The organism is Rhizobium sp. RU35A, assembly GCF_900156005.1.
Classification (GTDB): Bacteria; Pseudomonadota; Alphaproteobacteria; order Rhizobiales; family Rhizobiaceae; genus Neorhizobium; species Neorhizobium straminoryzae.
In genome coordinates this window covers 170,503-189,165 of record NZ_FTMR01000005.1, presented here as the reverse complement: position 1 = coordinate 189,165, position 18,663 = coordinate 170,503, and the positions used below count along the sequence as shown (strand labels likewise).

Below are 18,663 nucleotides of genomic sequence, written 5' to 3'. Positions count from 1 at the left end.
ATCCGCAGAAGCCCCAGCAAAAACATGATGAATGATCGGTTAACATCCTTGATCCTGCCAGATGGCGCCCATATTAAGCCCCACCTTACATTGGACGACAGACATGAATATTGAGTCTCTTCTTGAATGTCAGGAGCGCGGTGCGCGGGCGCGCATCCTGGGCGCGGTTGCAAGCGACAATCCCTATCTGCTGCGTACGGTTCCGGACATGGACCCGGATACACAGCAGCAGATGCGCGAGGCCTGGGCCTTCGGCTGGACGATCGAGGATGCCATGCGCCGGATCGATACAGGCTTTTACGGCTTCTTAATCCGAGATGAAGCTTTGCAGCAGACACACAGCCGCGTCGCTTGAGCGGCGCGGCCTCTGCCGGTTAAGGGACCGGCAGCCGGCATGTCCTGCCGGTCAGGGGCTCGCGGACCCCCTTCTCACATGAGTTGGTGAGCCCCGCCTTTTTGAAGGCAAGCCGTTCCGCACCTTCCGTTTCGACACAGAAAGAGCGCATCGACACCTGAGGCGGAGGCGAGCTTTCCGGCTGGCTCTTCGGTGTCGCAGCGTTCCATCCAGCCGTCACCGGCATATCAGCGTCGCAACGAAAAACCCCCGGCGCAAGGCACCGGGGGTTCTCGAAACTGTCAGAGGCGCGTGCGTCTTATTCGGCGTCGCCTTCAGCGGCCTTCTTCTTCGAAGCAGCCTTCTTCTTCGGGGCCGGAGCTTCTTCGCCCTCGGCAGCCTCGGCAGCGTCAGCCTTGGCAGCCTTCTTCTTCGGGGCAGCCTTCTTCTTCTCCGCCGTGTCGGCGTCTTCAGCAGACGCTTCGTCGTCAGCCATCAGCTCGTCCTTCGTCACGGTCTTGTCGGTGACGTCGATTTCGGAGAGCAGCTTGTCGATGACCTTCTCTTCGAAGATCGGAGCGCGCAGCGAAGCGGCGGCACCGGGCGTATTGCGGAAGAAATCGAGGATTTCCTTCTGCTGGCCCGGGAACTGCTGCAGCTGGGCGTAGAGAGCGCGCTGCATTTCTTCTTCGGTCACTTCGACGCCGGCCTTTTCGCCGATTTCGGAGAGAACGAGGCCGAGACGGACGCGACGTTCGGCAAGCTTGCGGTATTCCGCACGGGCTTCCTCTTCGGTCGTGTCTTCATCAGCAAAGGTCTTGCCGGACTGCTGCAGGTCGGTGTTGATCTGGCGCCAGATGTTCTCGAACTCGGCGTCGACCAGGCCGGCCGGGGTATCGAACTTGTACATCTCGTCCAGCTGGTCGAGGATCTGACGCTTGACCTTCTGGCGGGTGACGTTGCCGTACTGGCCCTCGATCTGGCCGCGGACGATTTCCTTCAGCTTGTCGAGCGATTCGATGCCGAGCTGGGTGGCCAGCTCGTCGTTCAGCTCGAGGCCAGCCGGGGCCGCGACTTCCTTCACGGTGATATCGAAGGTGGCTTCCTTGCCGGCGAGGTTGGCAGCCGGATATTCGGACGGGAAGGTGACCGTGATGACCTTCTCTTCGCCAGCCTTCAGGCCAACCAGCTGCTCTTCGAAGCCCGGGATGAAGCGGCCGGAACCAATGACGAGATCGGCATCTTCGGCAGCGCCGCCATCGAAGGCAACGCCATCAACCTTGCCGAGGTAATTCATGGTGACGCGGTCGCCGGTTTCGGCAGCGCCATCCTTGGCGGCATAGGTGCGGGCGTTTTCGGCGATATTGAGGATCTGCTCGTTGACCTCGTCTTCCGAGACTTCAACGACTTCGCGGGTCACCTTGATGCCGCTGGTCGGCTGCAGTTCGATCGGCGGAATGACTTCGTAGGACAGGGTGAATTCGAAATCGACCTGAGCGTTGAGGATCTTCTCGGCTTCGGCTTCATCCTCGGTCATCGAGATCTGCGGCTGGGTGGCCGACTTCTCGCCACGCTCGGAGAGGATGGCAGCGGGGCGGTCGCGCACGATCTCGTTGACGAGCTCGGCCATCACCGACTTGCCGTACATCTTCTTCAGGTGGCCCATCGGCACCTTGCCCGGACGGAAACCGTTGACGCGCACCTTGTCCTTGGCTTCCGCCAGGCGCTCGTTCATGCGCTGTTCCATGTCCTTGGCCGGGATTACGACCTTGATTTCGCGCTTCAGCCCTTCAGCGAGCGTTTCGATAACCTGCATTGTCATACCTTCATATCATGCGGCGGTGCTCACACAGCCGGGGTTTCCATGAGCACGACGCCGGAACCTGTCGCCGGTCGTGGCTTCGATGCAATCTCGTTTGCGCTGGGGCTCATGCTGCCGCCAGGCGGATCAGGCCTGCGGCAATGCTGCCGCGGAACTGGTGCGGGTAGAGAGACTTGAACTCCCACGCCTTGCGGCACCAGAACCTAAATCTGGCGTGTCTACCAATTTCACCATACCCGCGCCCCGATACCACGTCGAAATTCCTCGCGCAGAGGCCTTCCGGAGCGCGCGTCTCTATAACAACCGTTTTTTCCCCACGCAAAGGAAAAATGACAACCGCAGCACCGTCTCCCGGGCGCACATCCCCTCTTCAACAGACAAGCCCGCGGCAAGGTTAATTTACCAAATTCTAATGGATTGGCGATAGTGTGGTTCGCGATGATACAGAGCCATGAGGTGAGGGAATAGCTCGCATTCCCTTATTGCACTGCACAAAATGCGGCAATTCGCTATAGTGGCTTCAAGAGGAACAGAGATGTTCCAACGACGTGGCGGTCGGGAGCTCTGCTTCGCAAAGGCCTCGGGTATTTTCCCGAACGAATTTCGTGGTTTCGCACTCCTCCTCCCGGCGAACCACGATGGACTGGCGATACTCCTCCTCCCGATCGCCAGTCACTTTCCTGACGCCCACCGGTCCTCCTCCCCCGGTGGGCGTCTTCATTTGTGCGCCCCGCCCTGGCAACAGACCTTCCCCAGCTCCAATCCTGCCCGTTTTTCGCTCATTTGCGGCCATCATCCTTAACGATTTTGGCGGAGCAATGCGCGTAATGCATAGGTGTCATACAGGATGGGCGCTGTTCTTATACGCGGTGCAGCATATACTGCATTCAATCGATTGAGAGACATGCCGATCGGCCCTGCCACGGCGCAACAGAGACCAAAGGACGAAAACCATGAACATCGCACGCTCGCTCAACAACTGGCGCAAGTACCGTCAGACCGTTTCCGAACTCGGCCGCATGTCGGACCGCGAACTGACCGACCTCGGCATTGGCCGCTCCGACATCCGCCGCATCGCTCGCACCGCCGTCGGCATCTGATCTGCAACGACAGGCGGCCCTCGGGCCTCTTCCAAAACGCCTCCCATTCCGGGAGGCGTTTTTTTGTGCGCCGTTTCCACGCCGCGTCCAATCTGCCGCTTAAATTTCGGCCAAAGATGCAAATTTCGGCACCACATTGCACAAATGCATGGCAGTCGCTTCGATTTTGCACTGCACAGTCATATTATGCGGATGTATAAGAGCGCCATCGCCGGCAACGAGATCGTGACGACCACGGTTCGACCGGCAGGCAAAACAAAAGTCTTGAGGAAACACCCATGAACCCGATTCGTCTCGCCAAGAGCTGGATCAGCTACCGCCGCACGATGAACGAGCTCGGCAGTCTTTCGAACCAGGCCCTCAGCGATATCGGCCTGACCCGCTACGACATTCGTTCGATTGCATCCCGTTCGTTCCGCTGATTGGCGGAAACATGATCCTGCAGCCCGCGCCATGACAGCGCACGGACAGCAGAACGCATGACCAGCCCCCAGGCATCCGCTTCGGGGGCTTTATGCTGTCTGGAAGCAGGCATTACGAGACGGGGCGCAGAACATGTCTGCGCCCCGTCTCGTCCCTCTGGCGAAGGCCAGGGGGTTATGGCTGGATCGGCTGACGATCCATCAGCTTCAGCGTATGGTCGGCCTGGACCTGGTAATGTTCCACATAGGCATGGCCCTGGTCGATCACGTCCTGCGAGACCCAGTCACCGACCGAGTGGATGCTGAGACGGCCATTGGCGGCGTGCCGCAGGTCTTCCGCGAAGACGACGGTGCTGGCGCCGATCAATGCGGCAAAGGTAAAGGCAATTACGCGTTTCATTTCGCTTCGCTCCTCAAATGATCCGGAAGACCTGAAGGTCTCCGGTTACTGACTTTCCAACAGTTGCGAATCCACAAATTTCAGGCGTCCGTCCGGCTGGACGATGTAGGTGACGCTATAGGCGTCAGAGCCGGCATAGATCTTGTCGTAGACCGGCGTTCCGGGCGGTGCCTTCTGCAGATGGGCCGTCGCTTCCGTCTTGTAGACCTGATCGCGGATAGCATCATCCGGGATCGGGCTGGCGGCGAATGCGGCAGTCGTGCCGGCAAGGGTTACGGCGAGGGTCGCGGCTGCAATCAGCTTGGCCATGGGAGTAGCTCCTTCTTCTGTTTCCTCGCGCCGTTCATTGCGACGCACCATGGACATGGGAGGAAAAGAGAAGCGAAACAACGGCAACACTGCTCACCTTAGCGTGTCTGTTTCGCGAACGGTCGTGAAGGATACGCAACGCCGAAGATTATATTTTTATTTCAATGACTTGAATTCTCGAACCTGCGCTTGCGGAGCTGGATTCCATCTCTCACAAGGATGTGAGCCATGGCAATTTCGCAATGGCATCCCACCAGACATGCGATTTACGCAACACGGTGCACTGCGGGGCAGCATCATGCCCCTTCCACAGGACCGCGTTCACAGGACGAGGAAGCGATCCCCGGCCGCACCCCGCATGACCCGGCCGTAACCGTCGATAAGGCGCCTGCACAGTTGCGCCACCGTGGGAATGTCATCGATGGCGGACACGCCCTGCCCCGCCGACCAGACGCTTTTCCAGGCCTTGGCCTCGCTGCCCAGGTCCATCGGACCGTGCGACACGAGTTTCTGCGGGTCGAGACCCGCCGCCACAATGCTGGCGCGCAGGAAGTTGGCGTTCACGCCGGAGATGGCGTCCGTGTAGAGGATGTCTCCCGCACCAGCCTGCAGCGTCATCTGTTTCTGGGCCTCGCTCACCATGGATTCCTGCGTCACCAGGAAACGGGTCCCGAGATAGGCGAGATCCGCCCCCATCAGGCGGGCCGCTGCGATCTGTTCGCCCGTGCTGATCGCGCCGGACAGCAGGATGGTGCCCTCAAAGAAGGAGCGGATTTCCGGGATGAAGGCAAAGGGATTCAGCGTGCCCGCATGCCCTCCGGCCCCCGCGCAGACGGCGATGATGCCGTCGACCCCGGCCTCCGCCGCCTTTTCCGCATGGCGCCGGCTGATGACATCGTGGAAGACGAGACCGCCATAGGACTGCACGGCCTTCACCACATCCGCAACGGCGCCAAGCGAGGTGATCACGAGCGGCACCTTGTGTTCGACGACGGCCTTAAGATCGGCTTCGAGCCGCGGATTGGAGCGGTGCACGATCAGATTGACGCCGAAGGGGGCGGCAGCGGGATGCGGCGCCAGTCGCTGCCGGATCTCGTCCAGCCAGGCTACAAGACCCTCGGTCGTGCGCTGGTTCAGCGCCGGAAAGGTACCGACCAGCCCGGCGCGGCAGGTTTCCACGACGAGATCCGGTCCGGATGCCAGGAACATGGGCGCCGCAACAGCCGGCAGGCGAAGCGTCTCGAACGATTTCGGCAATGGCATCATGTCCTCCCCAGGCACACGCGATGTCTAATCCTCGGGCACAGGTATAAACCGCAGTTTACGTAAACGGCAAGTTTTGAATGCTCCTGCGATCCGACCGCAGGGAAAGCGGGATAGGGAAACGGAAAGGGCGCGGGGAAGATCTCCCCGCGCCCTTGTGCAATCCTCGGCCTTCACGCGTCTCGGGAAGGCTTTTCCGTCTCGCGGCGCCGGCGGGCAGGAGATGGTCGCCCGCTCCACCGACCACCCTTAGTGGTGACCGCGGGCGGCCGCCACCATATCGCGCAGCATGTCTTCGCGTCGAACGCCCTGGCGATAAAGCTCCATGGTGATGGCAGCCAGTCGATTGGTTTCCTCCTGATCGTCATCGGGGCAGATCTCGGCCCGAAGGCGCTCAAAAACCTGCTGGCACCGCGCCAGATCCTCGGAATTGAGAGGATCATCGCTCGGCCTTTTTTCGCTCCTGATCATCAGGGTCTCCTTGCATTTCGAATCACCGCAGTGGCCCGGCGGCTGCCATAGGCCTGAACAAGGCGGCGACAATCTGTCTGTTGGTGGGTGCGGGGCTGACCATGGGGCGCGCTGCGCTCCGCACGCCGTTCCTGCCCATGGGCTGCCACGCATTGTCGGGGAAGGTCAGCGGAAGCGGACAAGACCGCACGCCGGACAAGACCGGACGGTCTGCACCGGCGGTTCCATGGCGCACATCGTCATAGCAACATGAATGATCGGTATCGGCATCGTCCTTCTCCCGCACGGCCCCAATAACGGACAAGCCGGTTTGCGGTTCCGGCGCGGTGAAAAGATTTTGATTCCGCCGTGCGCGGTGTCAGACGTGGAAGGTGCCGGAGGCAACCTTGACCGCCTGTCCACCAATACGAGCACGCGAAATGCCGCCATCCTTCACATCCATGTGAAGGTGGATGTAGGACGGGCGCCCCATCTCGACCCCCTGCTCGATCAGGAGCGGGTGATGCCCGTCCGGGAGCGCATCGAACTGGTGGATAGCACCGGCCAGCGCCGCCACGGCACCGCCGGTCGCCGGATCCTCGGCAATGCCCATGTCGGGCGAGAACATGCGGGCATGAAAGCGTGCGGCATGGTGTACGCCGCCCCGGCAATAGGCATAGACCGAGGCAAGCCGCCCTTCGACCAGGGGCGCCGCACGCTCCCACAGCGTGGCATCGAAATCGATCGACTCGGCGGTTGCCAGATTGTGCAGCGGAACCATCAGAAACGGCACGCCGGCGGTCCAGATTTCCGGTACGTGATTCTCGAAGCCGATATCGGCAAGCTTGACGCTGAGCGCGTCGGCCAGTCCCTGCCGGTCAAGACCAAGCGGGATGCGCTGCGGATTGCGCGGCAGATCGAATTCGGCAAAGCTTGCCTGCCTGTCCGAAAGCCGCACGGCACAGCGAACGGGACCGACATTTTCCTCCAGCACGCAGACAAGATCGAGATCCGGCCGCTCGTCCGCATGTCGCCGCTCGGCAAGCGCAATCGCGGCACCGACCGTCGGATGGCCGGCAAAGGGGAGTTCACGGGTGGGGGTGAAGATGCGCAGCCTTGCCGCATGGGCCGGATTTTCGGCCTGCTGCACGAAGACGGTCTCGGATAGGTTCATCTCACCAGCCAGCGCCTGCATGGCTTCGTCCGTCATGCCATCGGCGTCGAAGACCACGGCCAGCGGATTGCCCTGCAGCGCCTTGTCGGTGAAGACGTCGTAAATGGCATAGTTCAGACCCAAGGAAGCCTCCCTCTTTGTCGCGGCACCATCACGGCCCGGTGATAAGATGCGGGCCAAGGTGCCCGAGACAACCCGGCGGATCAACCCGCCGCGTTCATCCTGCGCGCGAAAAAGAACGCGAGAATGATCGGCGTCAGGTCGTGATAGCGATGCGCATGGCCCTCGTCGGCCGTGAGCGCGAAGACCGCATCGATTTCCGGTTCTGTTTCGCCCTGCATATGGCGCTCTACGCGCCGGCAGATCTGTTCGGCGCTCTCCGACAGGTGGAAGAAGCGGAACACGAAGAATCGGCGTCCGAAATGCACGGCATAGAGCGCCGGTTCTGCCGTCGCCTCCCGCTTGAGATCGATTCCCGTTTCCTCCAGCACCTCGCGCGTCATGCTGCCCAGCACGTCGCAGGTGCCGTCGTCGCGCACATCAGAGAGGTCGAGCGAACCGGTCGCGAAATAGACCTTGCCGGCATTGGCTGTGTGGGGCGCCATGCGGATCGCGATCGGCAGGCCATCAGCGGAAATCGGCACGGCGCTCGCATTGAGAAACAGGCCTTCGGTCGGGCTTACCTGCTTGCGCCACCACAGCGTGGTGGCAAAGCCGGTGGCGCGTGCCGTGGCATGGATCACGCCCTCCCGCAGCACCATCTCTTCGGGCAGCAGCACTTCGCCATTGAAAAGAGCCGGATTGGCCGCAACCTCCGCTGCCCAGTTTTCGGCAATCTCGGCGGCAGCCAGCGCCTCCAGCCGATGGCGGCCGGGAGCGACCCGCATCTCGATGCCGGCGATCTTAAAGACGGTGCGTTCCGGCGGCCAGGCATTCAGCGGTTCAGTCACGGTCGGGCTCCGGTCGGATGGACGACGCAGACCTGCACTCTCTGCGTCTCTGGGAATGAGGAAGGGACAATAGCGCCCTCTCCCGCGCTTACAACCGCCAAGCGGAGCGGATGACGACGCGGATGCGCTCGCCGACCGTCACGGGACGCCGGCTGAAGGCGCGCAGTGTCTGGCCATCGGGGAGCCTCAGGCGCAGCGCATGGCGCTCCCCCTCGAACACCGCAGTCTCCACCACCACGTCGAGGCCCTCATCCGAGATCACCACATCCTGCGGACGCACCAGAACATCGGCCAGATGGGCGCCGGGCTTCGGCCCGAAGCAGGCCTGCAGGGCTGGCCATTCCAGCGCGCGATCGGCGCCGACCGGCCAGGCGAGATGCAGGATGGCGCCCTGCCCGATCAGACCGCCTACCAGACGTCCCTCCGGTCGGGCATAGATCTCCTGCGGCGACGCCAGCTGCAGCAGACGTCCCTCGGCCATGACGGCGACGTCGGTTGCCAGCGCCATGGCTTCCGCCTGGTCATGCGTCACATAGATCATGCTGGCGCCGGAGCGGGCGTGGAACTCGCGGAAGGTTTCCTCCATCTCCTGGCGCAGATGCCGGTCGAGATTGGCAAGCGGCTCGTCGAGCAGCACCACGTCGGGATCGGTGACCAGGCAGCGGGCAAGCGCCACGCGCTGGCGCTGGCCGCCGGAAAGATCGGCGGGACGGCGGTCCGCATAGGCTTCCAGCCGCACGGCTTCCAGCGCCTCGCGGATCTTGCGGTCGCGCGCCGCGCGCCCCACGCCGCGCACCTTCAGCGGATAGCCGACATTTTCGGCCACCGACATGTGCGGCCACAGCGCATAGGACTGGAAGACCATCGCCATGTTGCGCTTTTCCGGCGGCACCATGGCATTGACATCCGCAAGACGCCACTCGCCGAGAAAGATCTCGCCATCGCTCGGCTGTTCGAAGCCGGCAATCATCCGCAGAACCGTGGTCTTGCCGCAGCCGGAGGGGCCGAGCAGGGCCAGGAAGCCGCCTTCGCGAATGTTGAGAGAAACCCCCGTGACAGCCGGCTTGCCTGTACCGAAATCCTTGGACACATGGTTGAGGATCAGCTGCGCCACGGCACCACTCCTTTGGGCAGCCGGTTCGCCATCAGTTCGAGAAGAACCATCATGACCACCACCATCGCCACCACCAGCACGGAAAGCGCCGAGGCGAGGTTGAAGCTGCCGCTGTCATCGAGATTGTAGATCGCAACGCCGAGCGTCTGCGTGCCGGCGGACCAGAGAAGCGCCGAAACCGTCAGCTCGTTGCAGGCGATCAGGAAGACGAGAATGACCGCCGCCCCGGCGGCCGGTGCGACGAGCGGGCCGAGAATATCGCGCATGCGCCGCCCGAAGCCCGCGCCCGCCAGCCGCGCCGCCTCCTCCAGCGAGGGGTCGAGCTGGCGAAAGGCGCTGGCGATCGGCCGGAGGCTCACCGCAAGGAAGCTGGAGAGATAGGCAAACAGCAGGATCCAGAGCGTGCCGTAGATCGATACGCCGATCAGCGGCAGCGGTGCCGCAAACAGCAGGATGCAGGCCACCGCCAGCACGATGCCCGGCAGCGCATAGGGAATATCGGCAAGCGCGCTGATCACCGCCGCCAGCCGCCGCCGGCTGCGCGCCACCATATAGCCCATCAGCACCGTGATCAGCAGCAGCCCGAAGGCGGTGGCAAGCGACAGGCCGATGGAATTGGCAAAGGCCGTTCGCGTTACCGCCTGCCGCAGGATCACCTCCTGGTAGGCAAGGGTGGTGGCGGTCTTCAGCGTCAAGGGCACGCCATAGGCGGGCGCCAGCGAACTGGCGACGAGGGCGGCAAAGGGCATAACGAGGATCGCCATCAGCACCAGCCAGAGCAGGATTTCGCTCGCCACGCGCCAGGCCTTCAGCTGGAAGACGGCGGTACGGCCGGAAAGACCGATGATGCGGTAATCGCGGCCGCTCAGCACTCTCTCCTCGACCAGAAGGCCGGCAATCGACAGCAGCGCGATGAGGCCGGACAACAGCGAGATGTCGCCAAAGGTATTGGCGCCGAAGCTTGCGAATTTCGCATAGATCAGCGTCGTCAGCGTATAGATCGAGGCCGGAATGCCGAGGATCGCCGGAATGCCGAAATTGCCGACATTCGAGACAAAGGCCATGGCGGCGCCTGCGGCAAAGCCCGGCAGCGTCAGCGGCAGGATGATGTCCCGCATCACCTGCAGCGCCGAGGCGCCGGAAAGGCGCGCCGCCTCGATGCCATCGCGCGGCAGCGCCAGAAGGCCGGCGCGCAGCGACAGATAGACGAGCGGCGCATTCTGCACGCCGAGCAGCAGGGCAAGCCCGCCCAGCGAATAGAGCGGCTGCGGACTGCCGAGCGGCGGCGCCATGCCGACGGCCTTGAGCAGCGTGCTGGAGGGGCCCGTGAGGCCGATCCAGGAAAGCGCCGTCACCTGCGGCGGGATCATCATCGGCAGCATGAAGAGGAAGCCGAGAATTCCGCGGCCGCGAATATCGAACAGGGTCAGCAGAATGGCAAACACACCGCCGAGCAGGACCGAGACCAGCATGCCGAAAAACGAGGTGGTCAGCGTGTTCCACAGCGCCGTCCACAGCGCAGGATCAGAGAGAAGCCCGTCACCGCCGCCACGGATGAGCGACAGGATGCCGGTCACGGCAAGCCTCCCCAGCGGCAGCACGCTCAACAGGAACAGGGAAACAAGGATAAAGGGAAACAGCCAGCGTGGCTGGCTGCTTCCCCCGAAAGCGTGGCGAGGCATCAGAGCGCCGGTCAGTTGCTGCCGAAGATCTCGGAGAAGGTCTTCAGATCCTTGTCGGTGTTCTTCAGCGCCTCGGAGGCATTGAGCGGCATCAGCTTGATCGTTTCGCGGGCCGGAAAACCGGCCGGAACCGGCATGCCGTTGCGGGCCGGGATATAGCCGAGCTTCAGGAAGCCTTCCTGCCCCTTGGCCGACAGCACGTAATCGACAAACTTCTTGGCGGCGTCGGCATGCTTGGTGCCGCCCATGATGGCAACCGGCTCGGTGACGGCGGAAACGCCTTCGGCCGGGAAGACGAATTCCACCGGCGCGCCCTTGGCCTTTTCGCGGATCGGCATGTAATCGACAACGACGCCATAGGCCTTCTCGCCGGTGGCAACCGACTTCAGCACGGCACCGTTGCCGCCGGAGGCCGTCGCTCCATTGGCCTTCAGCGCGCGGTAGTAATCCCAGCCGAGGCTGGCATCGCCGGTCAGCGTCTGGGCATGGATCAGCGCAGCGCCGGAGGTGAGCGGGCTCGGCATGGTCACGAGACCCTTGGCTTCCGGCTTCACCAGATCCTTCCAGCTCGTAGGCTTCATGGAGGCCTGCGTGTTGTACATGATGCCGGTGGTGATCAGCTTGGTGGAATAGTAGTAGCCGTCCGCATCATAGAGCGAGCCGTCATAGGCCTTGGCCTCGGGAGACTGGTAGGCCAGCAGGCGCTTGTCCTGCTTCAGGCGCTCGAGCGTCACCGTGTCGGAGATCAGGAGCACGTCAGCCACCGGATTGCCGGCCTCGATCTCGGCCATCAGCTTGGCCATGATCTTGGTCGTTCCATCCCGCACCCACTCCACCGTGATGCCCGGATTGGCAGCCTTGAAGCCATCGACGGTGGCCTGCGCATCCTCGTTGGGCTGGCTGGTATAAAGCACGAGATCGGCGGTATGCGCCGACGCGGTCAGTGCGCCAAAGGCGACGAGAGCGGTAAAAGCGGAAAGAAGCGTCTTCATGGGGCAGTCTCCTTGTCTCGGTTGCCCCCGCTTAACCATGGCCGTCTAACAGAGATGTGACAAAGTCGACTGGCAGAGGCAGGAATGGCAACCGGCGGGCGCCGCACCATCTCGGCCTCTCCCCCGCAGCCCCCGTCAGAGACGGGAGAGAAGCTCGGTTTTCTTGGCGGTGAATTCGGCTTCGGTCAAAATGCCGGCTTCGCGCAGCGCGGCAAGCTTTTCGATCAGCGCCAGGATGGCCGCACCGTCCGCCGGCGCCGCAACGACCTCGGGCTTGACCATCGGCGGAACCGGCGGGATCACCGAGGGCTCGGCGGGACGAGGCTCGGCCACGTCCTGTACGGATGCCGCAGGCACCGGAACCGGGAAAGCCGGATCGGCAGAGGCGCCGGCATTGCTGTCCGGTGCGGTGGCGGGCGCTGCCTCATCGACGCGCCGCAGGCTGCTGACGGAAAATGAACCGTATTGGCTGGAAAAGGTCAGGCCGGTATTGGAGCCCTGCTGCTGTCCGACGCCCGAGATAAAATGGTCGCCGGTGTCGTAAAGATGTACGCCCGCACCGTCCTTGATCGCGAGGCGGCGATGGTTCGGAAACACCGCATAGGCGCTGTCATTCTGCGCGCCGGTGCTGGAGGGAGAGCCCAGCCACTGCGGCCACCAGGCCGAGGCAGCACCGCCGGCGCTCGGCAGGTGGATGCGCCCCGACGACAAGGCCTGCGACAGGGCGTTGCAGAGCCCGTCCACCGTGTTCTTCAGCCCATAATTGAACATGTCGCCAACCATGGTCATGCCGCCCAGCATCCATTGGCCGCTGCCGCCGAGTTCGCCGATGTTGAACTGCGCCATGGTGCCCTGCCCGCGCTGCACCGCCAACAGCATGGCAAGGGCCGCGTCCTCGCTGACCCCGTATTGACGGGCGATATCGATGAGTACGCGGCGTGTGTCTTCGGAAAGGCCCTGCATCCGCTCGTCCTTCTGCCGTCTCAACCGGATGCGACGGCACCCGGCGGCGGCATGCCCTGTCATGGCACAGCGCCGCCGGGAAAGCGAAGGGATTCGCGACGAAACGCGATCGGACGCGGCAAAGGCCCGCGGCAGACCTCAGGCGGCCTTGGCTTCCGCGTTGCGGATCAGGCGGCCGAGACGCTGGATGCCTTCCTCGATCATCGCCTCGTTGGCGCAGGAGAAGGAGAGGCGAAGCGTGTTGGCACCGGAGCGATCGGCAAAGAAAGCCTGGCCGGGCACGAAGGCCACCTTTTCCGTTTCGATCGAGCGGGCCAGCAGCTCCGCCCCATCCAGCCCCGCCGGCAGCGTGACCCAGATGAACATGCCGCCTTCCGGCTTCGTCCAGCTGGCGCTGGCCGGCATGTACTTCGCAAGAGCCGCCAGCATCGCATCGCGGCGCGCGCTGTAGGCGGCCTTGATCTTCGCCACCTGCGCATCGAAAATCCGCTCGGCAACCGTTGCGATGGCGATCTGGTTGATCGTCGAGGAATGCAGGTCGGCCGCCTGCTTCATCAGCACCAGCTTGCGGATGACCGACATGTTGGCGACGACGAAGCCGACGCGCAGGCCGGGCGCCAGCGTCTTCGAGAAGCTGCCGGAATAGATGGTGCGGGTGTTCTCGATGCCGCCCTTGCGGGCAATCTCGATCGCCAGCAGCGGCGCGATCGGCTCGCCATCGTAGCGCAGCGACTGGTAGGCCGCATCCTCGATGACGGCGATGTCGAGTTCGTCGGCCAGATCCAGCACCTTCTCGCGGCCCTGGCGATCCACCGTCTCGCCGGTCGGATTGGCGAAATCGGCCGAGAGATAGGCAAACTTCACCGCGCCGCCATTCTTCGCCGCCGTGTCGCGATAGGCGTCCGGCGTACGGTTGCCGTTCGGCGTCAGCTGGTCGTAGTTCGGCTCATAGGCATTGAAGGCCTGCAAGGCGCCGAGATAGGTCGGCCAGGTGACGAGGGCGGTATCCTTCGGCGACAGGAACAGCTTGCCGAGATAATCCAGGGCCTGCTGCGAACCGGAGGTGATGAACACGTTATCGACGCTGCAGGGAATGCCGATCTTTTCCATTTCGCCGACCAGCCATTCGCGCAGCGGCTTGTAGCCTTCGCTGACCGAATATTGCAGCGCGGCGTTCACCTGCGGGCTGGAGAAGATTTCCGCATAGGCATCCTTGAAGGCCGCATCCGGAAACAGCGCCGGATCGGGAATGCCGCCGGCAAAGGAGATGATGTCCGGCCGTTCCAGAAGCTTCAGCAGTTCGCGAATTTCGGAAGCGCGCATCCTGGACGAACGCGTCGCAAAGATATGATCCCAATCGAGCACCGATGTTTCCTCATATTTCAATTCTTCTGCCATCTGCTTTACACAAATTCCAACAGGTCAGCAATACTGACCTATCGAAAAGATCCCCTCCCCGGCATGTTTTTGACGGATGGCGACCTCCTCCGGCTCCTCCCGGATGGCTGCATGAACAGCGGGCACGCTTTCCTAACAGAATCGCCTGACACCGGAAAGCAGCACGACAAGGGCGGCGGAACCGGTCCGCCGCCCTTGTCGTGACAATAGTGATTCTCGAAAGCGGTTCAGGCGTGACCGGTCATGCCGAGGAACTGGCGCAGTTCCGGCGTCTGCGGATGGGCAAACACGTCCTCCGGCGGCCCGATCTCGTGCACGCGCCCCTGATGCATGAAGACGACGCGCGAGCAGACATCGCGCGCGAACTTCATCTCGTGGGTCACCATCAGCAGCGTCATGCCCTCCGCCGCCAGTTCGCGCACGACGGCCAGCACTTCCGACACGAGTTCTGGATCGAGCGCCGAGGTGATCTCGTCGCAGAGCAGCGCGATCGGCTGCATGGCAAGCGCGCGCGCAATCGCCACGCGCTGCTGCTGGCCGCCAGACAGCTGGTCGGGATAGGCATCGAACTTGTGGCCGAGGCCGACGCGGTCGAGCATCTTGCGGGCCATGACCTCGGCTTCGGCCTTGCCCGTCTTCTTCACCACCATCTGCGACAGCATCACATTGCCGCCGGCCGTCAGGTGCGGAAACAGGTTGAACTGCTGGAAGATCATGCCGACCTTCAGGCGCAGCGCCTTCAGATGCACCTCGTCGTCCGCGAGCTGGGCGCCGGCAACGGAGATGGAGCCGCCGCTGATCGTTTCCAGCCCGTTGATGCAGCGCAGAAGCGTCGACTTGCCGGAACCGCTCTTGCCGATGATGGCGATCACCTCGCCCGGCTGCACATCGAGATTGATGCCCTTCAGCACCTCGTTGGCGCCAAAGCTCTTGCGAACCTCAGTGATTTCGATGAGCGACATTGAGCTTCCTTTCGAGGATCTGGCTGCTCTTGGACAAGGGCCAGCAGAGCGCGAAATAGATGAGGGCCACGAAGCCATAAACGGTGAAGGGCTGGAAGGTGGCATTGGTGACAACGGTTCCGGCCTTGGAAAGCTCGACGAAACCGATGATGGAGGTGAGCGCCGTTCCCTTGACGACCTGTACCGAGAAGCCCACGGTGGGGGGGATGGCAATCTTCAGCGCCTGCGGCAGGATCACGTAACGCATCTGCTGGAGGCGTCCCATGCCAAGACTGGCCGAGGCCTCCCACTGGCCGCGGGCGATGGATTCCACACAGCCACGCCAGATTTCCGTGAGGAAGGCCGCCGACCACAGGATCAGCGCCATGCCGGCGGCAAGCCAGGCCGGCACGTCAACGCCGAACAGGCCGAGACCGAAGAAGGCGAGAAACATCTGCATCAGCAGCGGCGTGCCCTGAAACAGCTCGATGTAATAGCCGATGGCTTTCGACAGCCAGCGCCGCGGGCTGATGCGTGCGAACAGCAGCGCAAGGCCGAGCAGGCCGCCGCCAATGAAGGAGACGAGCGACAGCAGCACCGTCCAGCGGGCGGCCAGCAGCAGGTTGCGCAGAATATCCCAGGTGGTGAATTCGATCATGCCGCCGTCCTCCGCGGAAAGAGTGCCCGGCCGACAAGGGCCATGACCTGGCGTACGAGGACGGCCAGCACCAGATAGATGACCGTGGAGACGATATAGGCCTCGAAGGCGCGGAAGGTGCGCGACTGGATGAAGTTGGCGGCGAAGGTAAGGTCCTGTGCGGCGATCTGCGAGACGACGGAAGAGCCGAGCATCACGATGACCACCTGCGAGGACAGGGCCGGCCAGATTCTCTGCAGCGAGGGTACCAGCACCACATGGCGGAAGGTTTCCACCGGCGACATGGCAAGGCTGCGCCCGGCTTCGAACTGGCCCTTCGGCGTTGCCTGGATGCCGGCGCGGATGATCTCGCAGCCATAGGCGCCAAGATTGACGACCATCGCGAGATTGGCGGCCGTCAGTTCCCCCATCTGCACGCCAATCGACGGCAGGCCGAAGAAGATGAAGAACAGCTGGATCAGGAAGGGCGTGTTGCGGATCAGCTCGACATAAAGTCCGACCGGCGCCTTCAGCCAGCGCGGCCCGAGCGCGCGCGCCCAGGCGCAGAAAATGCCAAGCAGAATGCCGAGCACCCCACCGACGGCAATGAGTTCGAGGGTGATCATCACCCCCTTGAGGATATCCGGCGCATATTGCGGCAGCCAGCTGAAATCCAGATGATACTTCACGGGGTTTCTCCCGATGAGCAGCCGAAGGATGCGAGGCGAAGGCAAAGCCCCCGCCCCGCGTGGGAAATGCGGCTTACAGATCTGCCGGGATGTCCTGGCCAAGCCACTTCTGGGCGATCTTGTTCAGCGAACCGTCCTTCTTGGCGGCACCGATGATGGCGTTCACCTTTTCCAGCAGGGCCGGCTCGTTCTTGTTGAGGCCGATGAAGCAGGGCGAGTTCTTGATGAGGAACTTCAGTTCCGGACGCTGCGGCGGGTTCTTGGCAAGAATGGCGGCTGCCACCACGTTGCCGGTGGCCACCACCTCGACCTGACCGGAGAGGAAGGCGGAGATCGTGCCGTTATTGTCCTCGTAGCGCTTGATCGTCGCGTCAGCCGGCGCAACCTTCGTCAGTTCCAGATCCTCGATGGCGCCGCGCGTGACACCGACCGTCTTGCCCGACAGCTCTTCCGGCTTGCTGACCTTGACGCTGGCAGGCGCAAAGACACCGTTGAAGAAGGGCGCATAGGCCACGGAGAAATCGATGACCTTCTCGCGGTCCGGGTTCTTGCCGAGGCTGGAGATCACCAGATCAGCCTTGCCGGTCTGCAGATAGGGAATGCGGTTGGCGCTGGTGACCGGCACCAGTTCCACCTTCACACCCAGCTTCTCGGCGATCAGCTTGGCGGTATCGATATCATAGCCCTGCGGCGCCATGTCGGTGCCGACGCTGCCGAAGGGCGGAAAATCCTGGGGAACGGCGACGCGCAGCGTGCCACGGGCGGTAATGTCGGACAGGGCATCGGCATGCGAGGCACCGGCAAAGCCGAGCGAGGCAGCAAGAACGGTGGCGGCAACAAACAGTCTTCTGGTCAGCATCAGGGGTCTCCTTCTGGGGCTATCGGTTGATGATCTTGAGTATGGGAGAGGCGGAGGGCGCCTCGGTATCGGGCTGCAGACTGCGGCGCAGGTCGGCGAGCGGGTCCGGCCGACGCGTGAGATCCAGCCCCTCCTCCACCTCATCGAGATGGCGAATGGCGAGGGCTGCGGCCGCTTCGGGATCGTTCGCCTCCAGCGCCGCCACGATGGCGCAGTGTCCGTCATGTGACTGCAGGGCGTGAACCACCGACTGATACATCAGGGAAATCAGGATGGTGCGGGCGGTCAGGTCCCGGAGCACCTCGGTCAGCACCGGATTGCCGGCAATTTCAGCGAGGCGAATATGGAAATCGCCCATCAGACAGGTCAGCCGCTGCCGATCGGCTGCGGCAATGGCCTGCCTCTCATCCTCGAGATGCCGGTGCAACGCTTGCCGGTCTTCAGCCTTCAGGCATGGCATGCTCCGCAAAAGACCGGACTCGATGATGCGGCGCGCGCCATAGACATGCCTTGCCTCTTCGGCCGAGGGTTCGGACACGAACCAGCCGCGCCGGGGACTGACGGTGACGATACAGCGTGCCTCCAGCCGCATCATGGCTTCCCGCACCCGGGTACGGGAGACGGAAAACAGGGCGGCCAGCTGGTTTTCGCTGAGGCGGGCGCCGGGCTGAATGCGGGCCGACAGAATGGCATCGACAATAGCCTTGTCGATGGACTGGAGCTGCGGCGGGACTGTGGACAAATCTTGCATACAAGACTGGAAAGCAACCCGCATGCCAAAGCTGAAAACGGCAAAGGCTCTGGCCGTCTGATGATTGCGGAATGCCGCATATGCCGATCAAGCAGGCGACAGGCTGCGAAAAATCAGGCAGGGCGCTGACGAAAAAGGCCGGGAGGAAGACCGCCCGGCCATCGATCCGCTCCTGAAAAGCGTCTGGTGCGATCGACAATCGCCGAGGTGGCCCAGAAGACCCGCCGCCTCCCCGGAGCCGACCGGATCCGGCGGCACCAATCCCGGATAACGGGATACAGGCTCAACCTCGACAAGGCCGCGCGCATGCTATTGCCGCGAAACCGCGGTCTCACATTCGCTGGAAATGCCCCAGAGTGTCCGGTGAAAACCGGATCACCCGCAATGCTCGATCTCTTTGTTTTCACGCAGTC

20 protein-coding genes and 1 tRNA gene are annotated in these 18,663 nt (G+C 62.8%); 3 read left to right on the top strand and 18 right to left on the bottom strand.

Annotated features, from left to right (window positions below):
* The first annotated feature begins 103 nt into the window (after positions 1 to 103).
* Positions 104 to 355, top strand: coding sequence for a CrpP-related protein (locus F3H95_RS13250; RefSeq protein WP_143127620.1), 252 nt, complete (start codon positions 104 to 106; stop codon positions 353 to 355).
* 298 nt (positions 356 to 653) lie between these two features.
* Here the strand turns inward: F3H95_RS13250 and tig are convergent, their stop codons facing one another.
* Both tig and F3H95_RS13240 read right to left on the bottom strand, forming a co-directional pair.
* Positions 654 to 2,150: a trigger factor gene (gene tig / locus F3H95_RS13245; RefSeq protein ID WP_149746488.1), complete on the bottom strand. Its 1,497-nt coding sequence runs from the start codon at positions 2,148 to 2,150 to the stop codon at positions 654 to 656.
* A 161-nt stretch (positions 2,151 to 2,311) separates the two neighbouring features.
* A tRNA-Leu gene (locus tag F3H95_RS13240) sits at positions 2,312 to 2,396 on the bottom strand.
* A gap of 713 nt (positions 2,397 to 3,109) precedes the next feature.
* On the opposite strand from F3H95_RS13240, the gene F3H95_RS13235 reads away from it, so the two are divergent.
* Positions 3,110 to 3,256: a DUF1127 domain-containing protein gene (locus F3H95_RS13235; RefSeq protein ID WP_143127621.1), complete on the top strand. Its 147-nt coding sequence runs from the start codon at positions 3,110 to 3,112 to the stop codon at positions 3,254 to 3,256.
* Positions 3,257 to 3,534: 278 nt separating this feature from the next.
* Positions 3,535 to 3,678: a DUF1127 domain-containing protein gene (locus F3H95_RS13230; RefSeq protein ID WP_143127622.1), complete on the top strand. Its 144-nt coding sequence runs from the start codon at positions 3,535 to 3,537 to the stop codon at positions 3,676 to 3,678.
* A gap of 175 nt (positions 3,679 to 3,853) precedes the next feature.
* Here F3H95_RS13230 and F3H95_RS13225 read toward each other — a convergent pair whose 3' ends face one another.
* The 16 genes from F3H95_RS13225 to F3H95_RS13150 all read right to left on the bottom strand — a co-directional run bounded on the left by F3H95_RS13225 (position 3,854) and on the right by F3H95_RS13150 (position 18,250).
* The gene (locus F3H95_RS13225) at positions 3,854 to 4,078 is read right to left on the bottom strand and encodes a hypothetical protein (protein WP_143127623.1); all 225 of its coding nucleotides are present in this window, start codon (positions 4,076 to 4,078) and stop codon (positions 3,854 to 3,856) included.
* Positions 4,079 to 4,123: 45 nt separating this feature from the next.
* Positions 4,124 to 4,387 (bottom strand): hypothetical protein, encoded by a 264-nt coding sequence (locus F3H95_RS13220; protein ID WP_143127624.1) that lies wholly within the window; start codon positions 4,385 to 4,387, stop codon positions 4,124 to 4,126.
* 321 nt (positions 4,388 to 4,708) lie between these two features.
* Positions 4,709 to 5,650, bottom strand: a complete 942-nt coding sequence (locus F3H95_RS13215; protein WP_149746342.1) for a nitronate monooxygenase — start codon at positions 5,648 to 5,650, stop codon at positions 4,709 to 4,711.
* A gap of 249 nt (positions 5,651 to 5,899) precedes the next feature.
* Positions 5,900 to 6,121 carry a hypothetical protein gene (locus F3H95_RS13210; RefSeq protein ID WP_143127626.1) on the bottom strand — a complete coding sequence of 74 codons (222 nt, stop codon included), beginning with the start codon at positions 6,119 to 6,121 and terminating at the stop codon, positions 5,900 to 5,902.
* A 358-nt stretch (positions 6,122 to 6,479) separates the two neighbouring features.
* Entirely contained in the window at positions 6,480 to 7,397 is a 918-nt protein-coding gene (locus F3H95_RS13205; protein ID WP_143127627.1) for a PhzF family phenazine biosynthesis protein, read from the bottom strand.
* A gap of 80 nt (positions 7,398 to 7,477) precedes the next feature.
* Positions 7,478 to 8,224, bottom strand: a complete 747-nt coding sequence (locus tag F3H95_RS13200; protein WP_149746341.1) for an NUDIX hydrolase — start codon at positions 8,222 to 8,224, stop codon at positions 7,478 to 7,480.
* Between the two features lie 88 nt (positions 8,225 to 8,312).
* Positions 8,313 to 9,338: an ABC transporter ATP-binding protein gene (locus F3H95_RS13195; RefSeq protein ID WP_143127629.1), complete on the bottom strand. Its 1,026-nt coding sequence runs from the start codon at positions 9,336 to 9,338 to the stop codon at positions 8,313 to 8,315.
* A complete protein-coding gene (locus tag F3H95_RS13190) occupies positions 9,326 to 11,020 on the bottom strand; it encodes an iron ABC transporter permease (RefSeq protein ID WP_149746340.1) in 1,695 nt (564 codons plus the stop codon). The genes F3H95_RS13195 and F3H95_RS13190 overlap by 13 nt, the downstream gene beginning before the upstream one ends.
* A gap of 11 nt (positions 11,021 to 11,031) precedes the next feature.
* Positions 11,032 to 12,012 carry an ABC transporter substrate-binding protein gene (locus F3H95_RS13185; protein WP_149746339.1) on the bottom strand — a complete coding sequence of 327 codons (981 nt, stop codon included), beginning with the start codon at positions 12,010 to 12,012 and terminating at the stop codon, positions 11,032 to 11,034.
* A gap of 135 nt (positions 12,013 to 12,147) precedes the next feature.
* Positions 12,148 to 12,975: an SHOCT domain-containing protein gene (locus F3H95_RS13180; protein ID WP_149746338.1), complete on the bottom strand. Its 828-nt coding sequence runs from the start codon at positions 12,973 to 12,975 to the stop codon at positions 12,148 to 12,150.
* A gap of 138 nt (positions 12,976 to 13,113) precedes the next feature.
* A complete protein-coding gene (locus tag F3H95_RS13175; RefSeq protein WP_149746337.1) occupies positions 13,114 to 14,340 on the bottom strand; it encodes a PLP-dependent aminotransferase family protein in 1,227 nt (408 codons plus the stop codon).
* Between the two features lie 260 nt (positions 14,341 to 14,600).
* A complete protein-coding gene (locus F3H95_RS13170; protein WP_143127634.1) occupies positions 14,601 to 15,335 on the bottom strand; it encodes an amino acid ABC transporter ATP-binding protein in 735 nt (244 codons plus the stop codon).
* The gene (locus tag F3H95_RS13165; RefSeq protein WP_143127635.1) at positions 15,313 to 15,972 is read right to left on the bottom strand and encodes an amino acid ABC transporter permease; all 660 of its coding nucleotides are present in this window, start codon (positions 15,970 to 15,972) and stop codon (positions 15,313 to 15,315) included. Before F3H95_RS13165 ends, F3H95_RS13170 begins: the two co-directional genes overlap by 23 nt.
* The gene (locus tag F3H95_RS13160) at positions 15,969 to 16,640 is read right to left on the bottom strand and encodes an amino acid ABC transporter permease (RefSeq protein WP_149746336.1); all 672 of its coding nucleotides are present in this window, start codon (positions 16,638 to 16,640) and stop codon (positions 15,969 to 15,971) included. The genes F3H95_RS13165 and F3H95_RS13160 overlap by 4 nt, the downstream gene beginning before the upstream one ends.
* Before the next feature lie 73 nt (positions 16,641 to 16,713).
* Positions 16,714 to 17,499, bottom strand: a complete 786-nt coding sequence (locus F3H95_RS13155) for a transporter substrate-binding domain-containing protein (RefSeq protein WP_149746335.1) — start codon at positions 17,497 to 17,499, stop codon at positions 16,714 to 16,716.
* 19 nt (positions 17,500 to 17,518) lie between these two features.
* A complete protein-coding gene (locus tag F3H95_RS13150) occupies positions 17,519 to 18,250 on the bottom strand; it encodes a GntR family transcriptional regulator (protein ID WP_149746334.1) in 732 nt (243 codons plus the stop codon).
* Positions 18,251 to 18,663 lie beyond the last annotated feature (413 nt).

Coding starts and splice junctions, on each gene's coding strand:
- tig (WP_149746488.1), bottom strand. CDS start 2,150: ATGCAGGTTATCGAAACGCTCGCTGAAGGGCTGAAGCGCGAAATCAAG.
- F3H95_RS13185 (WP_149746339.1), bottom strand. CDS start 12,012: ATGAAGACGCTTCTTTCCGCTTTTACCGCTCTCGTCGCCTTTGGCGCA.
- F3H95_RS13210 (WP_143127626.1), bottom strand. CDS start 6,121: ATGATCAGGAGCGAAAAAAGGCCGAGCGATGATCCTCTCAATTCCGAG.
- F3H95_RS13235 (WP_143127621.1), top strand. CDS start 3,110: ATGAACATCGCACGCTCGCTCAACAACTGGCGCAAGTACCGTCAGACC.
- F3H95_RS13220 (WP_143127624.1), bottom strand. CDS start 4,387: ATGGCCAAGCTGATTGCAGCCGCGACCCTCGCCGTAACCCTTGCCGGC.
- F3H95_RS13180 (WP_149746338.1), bottom strand. CDS start 12,975: ATGCAGGGCCTTTCCGAAGACACACGCCGCGTACTCATCGATATCGCC.
- F3H95_RS13250 (WP_143127620.1), top strand. CDS start 104: ATGAATATTGAGTCTCTTCTTGAATGTCAGGAGCGCGGTGCGCGGGCG.
- F3H95_RS13190 (WP_149746340.1), bottom strand. CDS start 11,020: ATGCCTCGCCACGCTTTCGGGGGAAGCAGCCAGCCACGCTGGCTGTTT.
- F3H95_RS13165 (WP_143127635.1), bottom strand. CDS start 15,972: ATGATCGAATTCACCACCTGGGATATTCTGCGCAACCTGCTGCTGGCC.
- F3H95_RS13170 (WP_143127634.1), bottom strand. CDS start 15,335: ATGTCGCTCATCGAAATCACTGAGGTTCGCAAGAGCTTTGGCGCCAAC.
- F3H95_RS13225 (WP_143127623.1), bottom strand. CDS start 4,078: ATGAAACGCGTAATTGCCTTTACCTTTGCCGCATTGATCGGCGCCAGC.
- F3H95_RS13215 (WP_149746342.1), bottom strand. CDS start 5,650: ATGCCATTGCCGAAATCGTTCGAGACGCTTCGCCTGCCGGCTGTTGCG.
- F3H95_RS13155 (WP_149746335.1), bottom strand. CDS start 17,499: ATGCTGACCAGAAGACTGTTTGTTGCCGCCACCGTTCTTGCTGCCTCG.
- F3H95_RS13230 (WP_143127622.1), top strand. CDS start 3,535: ATGAACCCGATTCGTCTCGCCAAGAGCTGGATCAGCTACCGCCGCACG.
- F3H95_RS13150 (WP_149746334.1), bottom strand. CDS start 18,250: ATGCAAGATTTGTCCACAGTCCCGCCGCAGCTCCAGTCCATCGACAAG.